General features: G+C 63.6%; 3 protein-coding genes. All 3 read left to right on the top strand.

The window, feature by feature from the left end; all coding sequences use genetic code 11:
• The first annotated feature begins 8 nt into the window (after window positions 1–8).
• The 3 genes from ASD67_RS23925 (at window position 9) to ASD67_RS11780 (ending at window position 14,451) form a co-directional block, all read left to right on the top strand.
• Entirely contained in the window at window positions 9–2,771 is a 2,763-nt protein-coding gene (locus tag ASD67_RS23925; RefSeq protein ID WP_056347404.1) for a hypothetical protein, read from the top strand.
• A 75-nt stretch (window positions 2,772–2,846) separates the two neighbouring features.
• Window positions 2,847–10,295 carry a calcium-binding protein gene (locus tag ASD67_RS23675; RefSeq protein WP_056347402.1) on the top strand — a complete coding sequence of 2,483 codons (7,449 nt, stop codon included), beginning with the start codon at window positions 2,847–2,849 and terminating at the stop codon, window positions 10,293–10,295.
• A 64-nt stretch (window positions 10,296–10,359) separates the two neighbouring features.
• Window positions 10,360–14,451, top strand: coding sequence for a hypothetical protein (locus tag ASD67_RS11780; protein ID WP_162248571.1), 4,092 nt, complete (start codon window positions 10,360–10,362; stop codon window positions 14,449–14,451).
• The last annotated feature ends 38 nt before the right edge of the window (window positions 14,452–14,489 follow it).

Below are 14,489 nucleotides of genomic sequence, written 5' to 3'. Positions count from 1 at the left end.
GTAAGGCATTGGCCGACGACAGCGTCACGACAAAAGAAATTCAGGCCAGCGGCGCGTCGGATATCGCGTTCAGCCCGGACGGATCGCGCGTTTATGTGGCGACGCAGAATTCGCGCATCCACGTCTTCGACGCCGCGACGGGCACGCTGATCACGACATGGCAGTTCGGACCCGGCTTCGGCGCGATGAGCGTGTCCGACGACGGCTCGTTCCTGCTCCTCACGCGCGCCGAAAGCGGCGGACCCGCGGCCATCTATCGGGTGGCGACCGACACCGGCGCGGTGACGTCTTTTGCGCAGGCAAGTGGTCCTTATGCGACCGACGTCCAGGCGACCGACGGCACCCACGCCATTGTCGCGCTATACGGCGGCAAGATGCAACTGCTCGACCTCGCCACGGGCACCTACACGCCGATCGAGGGCATTTTTGGTGATGGAAACAACACGCGCGTTTTCCTGACCGATTCCGGCCGTCTCACGCTCGCTGCGTCGTCGCAGACCTCGGGCGGCGAGTGGTCGGTTTACGACGAGGTGGCCGGGCGCTTCGTTGTAAGGGGCGATAGCGGCAACGGCCCGCTGCAGCCGGGCTTCAATAGCGGCGTCCAGTCGATCAGCGAGTCCGGTGGGTTGATCGCCCAATATATCGTCGAACTCGCGATCAATATCTCCGATGTTTCTGGCAATGATCTTCGCCGCGTCAATAGCGGCGGCTTTGTCGACGCGATGACCTTCGATCCTGGCGGCGATATTCTCTATTATCACCTCGTCGGCGGCGAGATCGTCGCGCTGGAAACGACCAATTTCACCGAAATCGACCGCTTTTTCGTCGATGTCGGCGCGACGCCGAGCGCGGGCAGCATGACCGGCGCGCAGCTCGACATCAGCCCCGACGGCAAGCATCTCGTCTATCGCGACCATGCGTCGGGTCAGGTGTTCCTGATCGACCTTTCGGTGCGCGACCAGCAGTTCGCCGGGACGAGCGGCGCCGATGCCTTCGATGGCGGCAAGGGCGATGACGTCTATCTGGTCAACCATGCCGGCGACACGGTCACCGAACTGGCGTTCCAGGGGAATGACCGGATCAACGCGACCATCGACTATACGCTCGGCGCGAATGCCCAGGTCGAAACGCTGGCGGCGGCCGACGCCGCGGCGACCACGGCGATCGCCCTGACCGGCAACGCGCTCGACAACCGGCTGATCGGCAACGCCGGGATCAACATCCTTTCGGGGCTGGTCGGCAGCGACGAATTGCGCGGCCTGGGCGGAGCCGACATTTTGAATGGCGGCGACGGTAACGACCTGCTGCTGGGTGGGGCAGGCAGTGACACGCTCAACGGCGGTGCCGGCACCGATACGGCAAGCTACGACGATCTGAACACCGGCGTCACGCTCTCGCTCGCCGCCGGAACCGCCAGCGCCCCGGGCGGCGACATCGATACCTTGGTGTTGATCGAAAATGTCATCGGCAGCCGTTTTGCCGACTCGCTGACGGGCGATGACGCGATCAACCTGCTGGAAGGCGGCGCCGGCGACGACCTGCTCTTCGGGCGCGGCGGCGAGGATATTCTCGATGGCGGGACCGGCGCAGACCATATGCATGGCGGCGCGGGCAACGACAAATATCGCGTCGACAATCAGAACGACCTGATCTTCGAGATCGCGGGCGAGGGCGTGGACGAGGTCACCGCCTCGGTCGGACACTATCTTCACGCCAATGTCGAGAATCTGACCCTCTCGGCGACCGCCGGTGGCATTTTCGGCGTCGGCAACGATCTTGCGAACACGATCCAGGGCAATGCGGAATCGAATCTGTTGCTCGGCGGCGGCGGCGACGACGTCCTTCGCGGCGGGGCCGGGGGCGACAGCCTGTTCGGCGAGGATGGCGCCGACCAGCTCTTCGGCGATGCGGGCGTCGACTATCTCGTCGGCGGCGCGGGCAACGACCGGCTGAACGGCGGCGACGATGCCGACGCCCTTTACGGTCAGGATGGCGACGACGTCCTGACCGGTGGCAACAGCTTCCACACCGACATTCTGGTCGGGGGGGCGGGCAACGACATATTGAACGGCCTGAACGGCCGCGGCGACTATGACCTGATGGACGGCGGCGAGGGGAACGACATCTATTATGTCGACACCCCCGACGACCTGACCTTCGAGGCGGTCGGCGGCGGCATCGACACGGTGTACGCAAGGATCAACGGCGCGGGTTATTATCTCTACGCCAATGTCGAGAATCTCATCCTCGACGGCAACACGCCGTTCGGCGTCGGCAACGAACTCGACAACAGGCTGACCGGCAATGCGATCGGCAATTATCTGCTCGGCGGCGCCGGCAACGACACGCTGAACGGCAAGGCGGGCGAGGATGTGCTGTTCGGGGAAGCGGGCGCCGATATCTTCGTCTTCGAAAGCGGCACCGGCGGCGACGTGATCGGCGATTTCGCGCGCGGCACCGACAAGATCGACATCTCGGCCTTCGGTTTCGCGAACTTCGCGGCGCTGAAGGCGGGTTTCAGCCAGGTCGGCGCCAATGGGGCGATCAACCTCGGCAATGGCGATTTCATCGTTCTCCACAATGTGACGATGAGCCAGCTGACGCAGGGCGATTTCATCCTGTCGGCGACGGCGGGAAAACCGAACCTGTTCGGCGACGGCGCAAAAGCTGTCGAAGACGCCGCCTTTGCTCCCGATGTTGCTACGCTGGTGCTCGACTGGAATCCCGACCAATGGATGGCGCGGCACCATGCCGCCGATCTATGGGCGTGACGGGGCGATATATGACGAATAGCGCGGGCGCGGGCGCGGGGGCCGGCACAGGATTTCTTGGGGACAAAGACTGACATGGCGACGATCAACGGCACCACGGGGAACGACAAGCTCTACGGCACCGGCACCGACGATGTCATCAATGGCGGGGCGGGCAACGACACCATCCTCGCCAGCGATGGCGACGACGTGATAAACGGCGAGGATGGCGATGACGTCATTGTCGCGGGCTTCGGCAACCAGACGATCAACGGCGGTGCCGGCAACGACCAGATCAGCCTTCGCGATGTGGTCCAGTCGGGCATGTTCGCGATCCGCACCCGGCACGAGATCAACGCCGGCAGCGGGAACGATCTGGTCCGGATCGAGTCCGATCTGGGCGGCAGCATCAAGGTCGATCTGGGGACTGGCGACGATGTCGTCATCATCGACCGCCTGCGTGGATCGCAGCCCGAACTGACGCTGGGTGCCGGCCGCGACACGGTCGTTCTTGGAACGCGCTTTCAGCCGATCCAGCAGGGTGACGGAAATATCGTCGTCATCAATGATTTCGCTGCGGGTGATAGCGGCGATTCGATCGATCTGTCCCTGTTCCTGCGCGACATCATGCTTCGCTCGATTGGTCCTGCGAGCGAGTCTGCGGCCAACCCGTTCGCCAGCGGGCATTTGCGTCTGATTCAGGACGGCGCCGACGTTCTGATCCAGACCGACTTCAACGGCAATGTGCCCGGGCAGGTGGAGTTGACGGTCGCGCGGCTTCGCAACGTCGACATGAGCCAGCTGACCGCCGCCAATTTCGGGGGCTATGACCCTGCGGGCGCTGCACCGGTACTCGGCACGCAGAACGGGACGGCGGTTGGGGATTTCCTTGTCGCGTCGGCGATCGGCGGCACGCTCAACGGCCTCGGCGGCGACGACCTGTTGCTCGGCCGCGCCGGCAATGACGTGCTGAATGGCGGCGTTGGGAACGACCGGATCACCGGCGGTTTCGGCAACGATGTCCTGTCGGGTGGCGATGGCAACGATCATCTGTCCGACTCCGATGGCGACGACAGTTTCATCGGCGGCGCGGGCGACGACGAGATCGAGATCACCCGCTATTCGATCGACGGGCGACTGACGTCCAGAACCGACCAGATTTCGATTTCGGGCGGCGACGGCAATGATCGCGTCAATGTCATATTCAACACGTCGACAGAGACCGGAATCCCCGGCTGGCGTCGTGACGGAAAATTGACCGTCGATCTTGGTGCCGGCGACGATTTCTTCGCCCAGTCGGGCCGCGCCTCGACCACGCTCACGCTGGGCGGCGGACGCGACACGGTGGAAATTCTCCCTGATTTCTCGTTATCCCCCGAGGCTCCGGCCTTAACGATCACCGATTTTGCTGCCGGAACTGGTGGCGACGTGCTGGACCTGAACCGTCTGCTGTCGCTTGGCGGGGGCGGTAGCGGCCCCCAGGCATGGGCAGAAGGAAGCAATCCCTTCGCGACCGGCCACCTGCGGCTCGAACGGGCGGGCAACGACACGTTGGTGCTGTTCGACTATGACGGTTTCGGGCGCGCGGGCGGAGATGATGCAGAATATATCGTGGCACGGCTGCAGGGCGTCCTGCCCGAACAACTGACGGCTGCCAATTTCACCGGCTATGCACCCGACGGTTCGGCCGTTGCGTCATTGACGCTTACCGGGACCGCCAGTGCTGACACGCTTGTGGGACGGGGCGGTAACGACACGCTGAACGGCGGGGACGGTAACGACCGGCTGAACGGCGGCTTCGGCAGCGATACGCTGATCGGCGGCAGTGGGGACGATATTCTCGAAAGCGGCGGCGGGCTGGGGTCTGACAATTTGTCGGGTGGGATCGGCAACGACACGCTGATCGCGACCGGTGCGGGGACTGATGTCCTGTCGGGCGGGGATGGCCACGACCATATCATCATTACCCGCTCGGGGCGCATCTCGCCGATGCCGTCGGAGCTTGTCACCGTGACGGGCGGCGCTGGCAACGATCTGGTCGAATTCACCGGGAACTTGACGGGTCGCCTGCTCGTCGATCTCGGCAGCGGTGACGACCGGATCATTCTCTACAGCATCTTGTCGGCCGGTTATGCGGTGGGCGACGGGATCGAGATCACGACGGGGACGGGGCGCGACACGGTCGAACTCAGCCTTTCCATGTTCGGCACCGGTACCGGCGATGTCGTGATCACCGATTTCACGACGGGCGCGGGCGGCGACAGGCTCGAATGGCTGAGCCTTGCGATCCAGCGGACCTTCGACGACTATTTCCGCGATTCCTTTCCGGTCACCGGTATTTCTGGCCTGAATCTTTTTGCAACCGGTCTGGCGACGCTGACCCAGTCGGGTGCGGATACGATCCTGCGCTTCGATCGATATCAGGTGATTTTCCGGAACACGACGGCGACCAGCTTCACCGCCGACAATCTCGGCATCGATCCGCTGCATGCGACGCAGCCGGCGACGACCAGCAACGACAGTTTCACCGGTACGGCGGGGCGCGACTATCTTTTCGGCCAGGCCGGCAACGACACGATCGACGGCCTCGACGGCGATGATGTGCTGTGGGGCCAGGCGGGCAACGACACCATCAACGGCGGTGGCGGCAACGACATCATCGACGGCGGGATCGGCGAGGATGTGTTGAACGGCGGCGACGGCGATGACCGGATCATCGGCGTCGGCAAGGATCAGATCGACGCCGGTGCGGGCGACGACACCATCTATGATACTGCCATGTCGACGATCATTGCCGGTACCGGCAATGATGTCATCCGGCTCAACGTCCCATATGAATTGACGCAGAGCGGCGTCGGACTCGGCAGCCTCCAGGCGGGTGACGGCAACGATGTCCTTGCCGGTACCCACATCGCGGGCGCCCTGATCGATGTCTTCAACAAGGGCAGCTATGTCGTCAACATGGGGGCGGGCGACGACTATGTCGTCGATTTCGTGGGCACGATCACGCTTGGCGCCGGCCGCGACACGGTCGAACGGGTGCGCGGGGCGATCACCGATTTCCAGACCGGAAACGGCGGCGATACCTACGACCTGACCGGCTATTCCTATTTCGCCAACGTCGGGGCCGCGGCGAGTTTCGAATATTTTGGAGTCAATCCCTTTGCCGCTGGCTATTTGCGGCTGGTGCAACAGGGCGCCAACGTCATCCTGCAATCGGCGCCCTATGGCTTCAACGCCGGCTATGTGCCGGATACCATCGTCACGTTCCGGAACACGACCGTGGCCCAGTTCACTGCCGAAAATTTCGGCGGATATGATCCGCACGCGCGCAACCCCGTGACGACGGTCTTTCGCAACTCGACGACGATCGACGCCAACCGCACCTATGAGATGAACAATCCGCTGGGGCATGCCGAAAATATGGGGACGGTCGCCTTCCTGCCGACCTCGACGGGCACCTTTATCAATAACGGTACGATCCTCTTTAACGTCACCGGGTTTGTGACGGGACCATCACCCTATGTGACAACGGCCGCAGGTCTCGTCGTAAGCGACCGCAACACGTCGTCGACCTTCGTCAATTCGGTCGATGGCGAGATCCGCGCGAACATGTCTGCCACCTACGAGGATGGTGCTGTTGTCAAAGACCCGACCCAGCTCTTCGCGACCGGGTTGAGACTGAGCGGCAGTTTCACAAATCATGGCGTAATTTCCGCCCACTCCGCGGTAGGAGGAAGCGCAGTGGCGGTCGGCGTATCAAGCGGAACGCTCCATAACACTGGCACCATCCTTGCGACATCGGCCTATCAGGCAGCTGGTGTTACCGTCACCACCGGTGCTCAACTGGACAACACGGGTACGATCCGCGCCGAGGGCGGCTATCTGGCGATCGGCGTCAGCGGTTCCAACCTGCCGATGCAGAATGGCCTGCACAACGCCGGCACGATCATCGCGCGGACCGACGCATCGTCGCCCTATGCGTCGATCGGCGTGATGGTGCAGTCCTCGGCGCTTCCGGGACCTGCGCCGATATGGAGCAATGCGGGGCAGATTACGGCCGACATCGGCTACTATTTCTATGATTTTACCGACGATGGAATTGCCGAGATATTGCACAACAGCGGCACGATCACCGGCACGATCCTGATCAACAAGGGTGATGATCAGGTCATCAACAGCGGGCAAATCAACGGCGACGTCTTGCTCGACAACGGCAACGACACCTATGACGGCCGTGCGGGACAGATCAACGGCGCGGTGTGGGGCGGTAACGGCGACGACACGCTGCTCGGCGGTCAGGGGGCCGATGTGTTCCTCGGTGGCGCCGGAGCCGATGTGATCTCCGCGGGCGGCGGCGACGACTATGTCGAGGGCGGCTTTGGCAGCGACACGCTCGACGGCGGTGCCGGGACCGACATCCTGTCCTATTTCTACTCCTCCTCCGCGGTCACCGCCAATCTTGCCTTGGGCACGGTCATCGGCGGCGGCAGCACCGACTATGTCCGCAATTTCGAATTCTTTGTCGGGTCGCAGGGGAACGACGTCATCGTCGGCAGCGGCCTCGGCGAGCGGATCTATGGTGAGGGTGGCAGCGACCAGATCGACGGCGGTGGCGGCGACGACATCCTATTCGGCGGCGCGGGCGTCGATACGCTGACCGGCGGCAGCGGCAATGACACCTTCGAATTCCAGGCCGGTGGCGGTCGCGATGTCGTCACGGACTTCGCCAATGGCGACCGCATCAACATATACGGCTATGCCGCCGCGATCGCGATCGAGCAGTCAGGTGCCGATACGATCATCCGTCTGTCGGCGAACGACAGCCTGCTGCTGCGCAACACCGATGCGGCCACGCTGACCGCCGCGAACCTCAGCTTCAAGGGTGCGGTCGCGCCGATCCAGACTCCGCGCTTCGTTTTCGACACGATCGAAACCGCATCCAACCTTGTGCTCGGGGCGGGAACACAGATCGTTCTTGGCGACACCGGTTCGGAAAACCCGCTTTTCGAAGATACGCGTTCGGTCGGGATTCTGCAGGAAGGCCCGAACTTCGCTTCGTCGATCTGGAATGGCGGCACCTTCCGCATGACCACGACGCTGGCTGACCTGCTGACCATCGGCGCATCCGGGCTTTGGGACAAATTCGTCAATCAGGCGGGTGCGATCTTCGAAATCACCGCGCAGAACGCCTCGGCGCTCGGCGGTTCTTATTTCCAGTCGGTCTGGAACGCCGGGCAAATCCGCGTCACCTCGAACAACGGCGACGCCGCAGCCTTTCTTGATCTGAATTTGCGCGAAGGCGTCTTTGTGAACAGCGGCGCGATTGTCGTGACGGCGTCGGGAACCGCTGCCGGGACGATCCACGACTTTAATTCGACCGGTCCGGGCCTCTATTTCAACAGCGGCACGATCTCCGCCTCTGGCGGCGAAGGCGCCATCGCTTTGGGAGTCCGCGCGCCTTATCGAAGCGACGTCGATGTCGTCAACGCGGGAACATTGACCGCCAACGACAATGGCGCCTCGGGCGCGAGCGTCGCGATCCTGTTCGACAGCTTCGCGTCGCTTTCGGAAGTCTGGAACCGCGGCACGATCAACGGTGACTACGCCATTCGCGTGACCGACCTAGACTTCCACGAACAGTTTGCGTCGGAAACGGGGTTGCGCGTTTACAACAGCGGGACGATGAACGGGATCGTCGCGCTCAGCAGCTATGCCGACATCGTCGTCAACACGAACGCTATCAATGGACTGGTCCGACTGGGTGGCGGTGACGATATCTTCGATGGCCGGATGGGCCGTCTGACCGGCCACCTTCTTGGTGGGGCGGGCAACGACACACTGCTGACCGGGGCGGGCAACGACAATCTCTTCGGCCACGTGGGCGACGACATATTGTCGGGCGGTGCGGGCAACGACACTTTGACGGGCGGCGCCGGGCGCGACAGTTTCCGGTTCGAAACTGGCTTTGGCGACGACGTCGTCACCGACTTCCAGACCGGCAGCGCTCACGACTATATCGATGTCGCGGACTATGCTGCCTATCAGTCGATCACCCAGAGCGGCAACGATGTCCTCATCCGCTTCTCGGCGACCGACAGCATGCTGATCCGCGGCACGACGGTCGCGGCGATCACGCCGGCGATGATCCGCTTTGGCGCAGCTCCGATCGCCGCCCAGCCGATCCCGACGGCCCCTGCGGCTCCGGCGGCGCCGCCGCCCCTCGTCGCAACCGATATCGCGCGCCCGTTCGCTCCGGTATTGGGGACGGCCGGCAACGACACGATCACGGGCGGCGCCGGCCCCGACGATCTGCGCGGGCTGGCGGGCAATGATACGCTCGATGGCTTGACCGGCAGCGATCTCCTCTATGGCGGTCGCGGCGACGATATCTATCATGTCGATGTCGCGAGCGACCTGATCTTCGAGGCGGCGGGCGAGGGCAACGACACGGCGATCGCGACCGTCGGCTATTACCTCTATGCCAATGTCGAAAATCTGACGCTGGCGGCCAATGCGGGCAATATCTTCGGCGCCGGAAACAATCTCGCCAACACCATTCTCGGCAATGCCGGGTCGAACCTGCTGCTTGGCGGCGGTGGCGACGACGTGATCCGCGGCGGGGGCGGGGTCGACAGCCTGTTCGGCGAAGCCGGTGTCGATCAGTTGTTTGGCGATGCCGGAATCGATTATCTGGTGGGCGGTCTCGGTAACGACATCCTCGACGGCGGCGACGACGCCGACGCGCTTTATGGCGAGGACGGCGACGATACGCTGATCGGCGGCGCGGGCTTCTTTACCGATATCCTTGTCGGCGGCGCGGGCAACGACATCTTGCGCGGCGATTCGGGGCTCGGCGACTACGACCTGATGGACGGCGGCGCGGGCAACGACATTTATTATGTCGACACGCCTAACGACCTGACCTTCGAGGCGGCCGGCGGCGGCATTGACACCGTCTATGCCAACATCAATGGCGCGGGCTATTACCTCTACGCCAATGTCGAAAATCTGGTGCTGGAGGGCAATACACCGTTCGGGGTCGGCAACGATCTCGCGAACCGGCTGACCGGCAATGCGGCCGGCAACTATCTGCTCGGCGGCGCGGGTAATGACACGCTGAACGGCAAGGCTGGCAACGACGTGCTGTTCGGCGAAGACGGTGCGGACACCTTCGTGTTCGAGCGCGGTACCGGCGGCGACGTCATCGGCGACTTTGCGCGCGGCACCGACAAGATCGACCTGTCGGCCTTCGGCTTCGCAAGTTTCGCGGCGCTGCAGGCGGGGTTCACCCAGGTCGGTGCTAATGGTGCGATCAACCTCGGCAATGGCGACTTCATCGTCCTCCACAATGTGACGATGAGCCTGCTGACCCAGGGCGATTTTGTCCTGTCGGCGATGGCGGCGAAGGAAGAGTTTGCTAGCGACGCGGCGAAAATCGCGGAGGCGGCGCTGTCGCCCGATGCGGCGGCACCGATGCTCGACTGGGCACCCGATCATTGGATGCCGCACTATCAGACGGGGTACCAGTTCGGCCTCGCCTGACCCGGCGCAGCCGAGAATTTGACGACCGAGGATTGCGGGCGACCGCATGGTGGAGAGCGAAGACATGGCCGCAGATGATAGTGTGAAGCTGACCGACCTGGTGGTGAGCGGAGCATCCGACATCGCGTTCAGTCCCGATGGTTCGAGCATCTATGTCGCGAGCGGCAGGCGAATATTCGCCTTCGACGCGGCGACGGGGAACCAAGTCCAGAACTGGTTGGTCGCGGGCAGCCTTGGGGCGATGAGCGTTTCCGAGGACGGCGCTTTCATACTCGTGCTGCAGGCCAATGGCACCATCGTGCACCGAGTATCGACGGTCACGGGGGCGGTAACGAATTTCCCCGTGCCAGGCGGTGTGCCGGCATTCGATATCGAAACAACCGACGGGACGCACGCGATCGTGACGGTGGGGCAAAGGTCTGTCACGGGAGACGCCGGCGCCTATTCGATCGATTTCGCGACCGGGACCTTCACTTCGTTGCCGCTACCTGTCTATGGCGGGGGCTCATATCTGACGGAATCCGGCCGCTATGTCCTCGCCGCCGCTCGGGGGATCAGCAATGGTCCGCTGGCTGTCTATGACAGCGTGGCAAACCAGTTCGTGGCGTCGGGTGACAATTATCAGTTCGACGCAATACGCGAGGGCTTCAACGACGGCATTCAGGCGATCAGCGAGGCTCGCGGGCTGATTGCGCAGCCCAATTCGTATGGCATGATCAATATTTTCGATCTCGCGGTCGACGGCTTGCGCATGGTCAGTGCTGTCGGCCGGATCGATGCGCTGGCGTTCGATGCGAGTGGTGCAATCCTCTATTATCATTCCATAGAGACCGGCGAAATCGTGGCGCTGGAAACGACCAACTTTACCGAAATCGACCGGTTCCAGGTTGATATGACCGACTGGAACTTCGGGATCGGCACCCAGGGCGCGCAACTGCACATCAGCCCCGACGGCAAGCATCTCGTCTATCGCGATCCCCAGTCGGGCCAAGTTACCCATGTCGACCTCAGCGTGCGCGACAATATCATGAACGGCACGACCGGCGCCGACGCGCTCGACGGTGGCAAGGGCGACGACGTCTATCTCGTCGACCATCTCGGCGACACGGTGACCGAGCGCGCCTTCCAGGGCAACGACCGCGTCAACGCCTTGGTCGATTTCCATCTGGGCGCCGGTTCGGCGGTGGAAACCATCGCCGCCGCCGATCTCGCCGCGACCACGCCGCTCGCGCTGTCGGGCAACGCACTCGCGAACCTGCTGCTCGGCAACGCCGGAAACAACCGGCTCGCCGGCGGTGGCGGCAACGACCGGCTCGAAGGCGGCGCGGGCAACGACCGGCTCGACGGCGGCAGCGGCGCCGACGTCCTGGTCGGCGGCAGCGGCGACGATGTCTATGTCGTCGACCAGGCGGGTGACGAGGTGATCGACAGCGCCGGCATCGATACCGTCGAGGCGAGCATCACCTACATCCTCGGCGCGGGGATCGAGAATCTGACGCTGACGGGGAATAGCAGCGGTGCCGGCACCGGGAACGAATTGGCGAACATCCTCATCGGCAACGACGCCGGCGCTCTCCTGTTCGGCGGCGGCGGCAACGATCGTCTCTTCGGCGGTACCGGCACCGATTTTCTCGATGGCGGCGAGGGCGACGACATGCTGTCGGACCAGGGCGGCTATAACACGCTCGTCGGCGGCGCGGGCGCTGATACGCTGACCTCGACCGGCGACAGCGCGCTCATGGCATCGCATCTCTACAACGGCTTCGACAATCTCGACACGCTGGCCGAGGCCGATACGCTGATCGGCGGCACCGGGAACGAGTTGTTCTGGGCCGGCTTCAACGACAGCGTCGACGGCGGCGCCGGCGGGGAAAACACCCTCAGCCTCAATCTCCAGGGCTCGGCAGCGGGCGTGCGGATCGATTTTCGTCCGCTGGAGACCGGCGGGGCGGTCGTCAACGGCACCGGTACGATCCGCTCGATCACCGGGCTCAGCACGATCATCGGCAGCCAGGGCAACGACCGGATCAACGGCTTTTCGGACGCCGCGATCTTTCCCTTCTCGGGACTCACGCTTGACGGGCGCGACGGGAACGACATCCTCGTCGGCGGTGACGGGGGCGACAAGCTGCTGGGGGGATCCGGCGCGGACACGTTGCGCGGCGGCGGCGGGCGCGACCTTATCTTCGCCGCGGGCGAGGATTATGATCCGGCGATCACCGACACCTTCCGCGACACGCTGTACGGCGAGGGCGGCGACGACTCGCTGTCAGCCGGGCGCGGCGACACCGTCGATGGGGGCGAGGGGATCGACAGCCTGTTCCTTAACCTTGCCAATGCCACCGCGGGTGTCACGCTCAATATAGCCGACCTTGCCACCGCCACCGGCGTGACGATGTTCACCGGAACCATCCGCAATATCGAGGTTCTCACCGGCCTGATCCTCCCCAATGCCACCAACATGGTCAATCTGGCTGGCCAAGTTGGCGAATCGAGCCTTCCCATTTTCGGCGGCACGGCGCGCGACGTCCTGATCGGCTCCGATTTTCGCGACCAATTCTACGGCGGCGATGGCGACGACGAACTGCGCAGCGGTGCGGGCAACGACTATATCGAGGGCGGGGCGGGCGACGACCTGCTCGCCGGCGGGGCGGGGCGCGACAGCCTTTTCGGCGGAACGGGCATCGACACCGTCAGCTATGACGACGCCGCCAGCGCGGTCACCATCTCGCTCCTGTCGAACTACGGGACCGATTTCGCCAACAATGTCGACGTCCTGAATTCGATCGAAAATGCCATCGGAAGCCGCTTTGCCGACGCCATCACCGGCGATAATGCGATGAACAACGTCCACGGCGGCGATGGCGACGACATCATCGATGGGCGCGGCGGGTCCGACAATATTTTCGGCGATGCTGGAAACGACATACTCACTGGTGGGCTTGGCAGCGATTTCATCGACGGCGGCACGGGCGCCGACCGCATGTACGGTGGGCAGAACGACGACAGCTATCGTGTCGACGATGGCGCCGATCTCATCTTCGAAAATGCCGACGAGGGCGTCGACAGCGTCATCGCCTCCGCCAGCCACTATCTTTTCATGAATGTCGAGCATCTCGAACTCGCGGCGGGGGCGGGCGATCTGTTCGGGGTCGGCAATGGCCTTGCGAATACGCTCCAGGGCAATGCGGGATCGAACCTGCTGCTCGGCGGCGGCGGCGACGATGTCCTCCGCGGCGGCGGCGGGGTCGACAGCCTGTTCGGCGAAAGCGGCGCCGATCAGTTGTTCGGCGACGCCGGGGTCGATTATCTGGTCGGCGGGCTCGGCCACGACATCCTCGACGGCGGCGCCGACGCCGACGCGCTCTATGGCGAGGACGGCGACGACACGCTGACCGGCGGCGCTGGCTTCTTTACCGACATCCTCGTCGGCGGCGCGGGCAACGACATATTGCGCGGCAATTCGGGGCTCGGCGATTACGACCTGATGGACGGCGGCGCGGGTAACGACATTTATTATGTCGATACCCCCGACGATCTGACCTTCGAGGCGGTCGGCGGCGGGGCCGACACCGTCTATGCCAACATCAATGGCGCGGGCTATTATCTCTACGCCAATGTCGAAAATCTGGTGCTGGAGGGCAATACGCCGTTCGGGGTCGGCAACGATCTCGCGAACCGGCTGACCGGCAATGCGACCGGCAACTATCTGCTTGGCGGCGCGGGTAACGACATATTGAACGGCAAGGCCGGCAACGATGTCTTGTTTGGCGAGGGCGGCGCGGACACCTTCATATTCGAACGCGGCACCGGCGGCGACGTGATCGGCGACTTCGCGCGCGGCACCGACAAGATCGACGTCTCGGCCTTCGGTTTCGCGAGCTTCGCGGCGCTGCAGGCGACCTTTGTGCAAGCGGGCGCCGACGGCGCGATCCAATTGGGTTCGGGCGACCTGATCGTGTTGCACGGGGTCGATATGGCGGCGCTTGCCTCGGCCGATTTCATCCTGTCGGCGTCATCGCCAAAGCTCGATCCGTTCGAAGCGGCGGGCAAGATCGACGCCCTGTTCGTCGGCGACGCCGATGTGGATCATATGCCGATCCGCTTCGGCGCGCAGATCCACGGCGCATGGATCGACCAGGGTTTCTGGGCCTGATATGAAAATCTTTTCAGGTTTGTCCGATCCACGTCCAT

Source organism: Sphingopyxis sp. Root1497, assembly GCF_001427085.1.
GTDB lineage: Bacteria > Pseudomonadota > Alphaproteobacteria > Sphingomonadales > Sphingomonadaceae > Sphingopyxis.
This window is presented reverse-complemented; position numbering and strand designations above follow the sequence as displayed.

What these genes read in the sequence shown, in the direction of transcription:
- ASD67_RS23675 (WP_056347402.1), top strand. Translation starts at nt 2,847, where the DNA reads ATGGCGACGATCAACGGCACCACGGGGAACGACAAGCTCTACGGCACC.
- ASD67_RS11780 (WP_162248571.1), top strand. Translation starts at nt 10,360, where the DNA reads ATGGCCGCAGATGATAGTGTGAAGCTGACCGACCTGGTGGTGAGCGGA.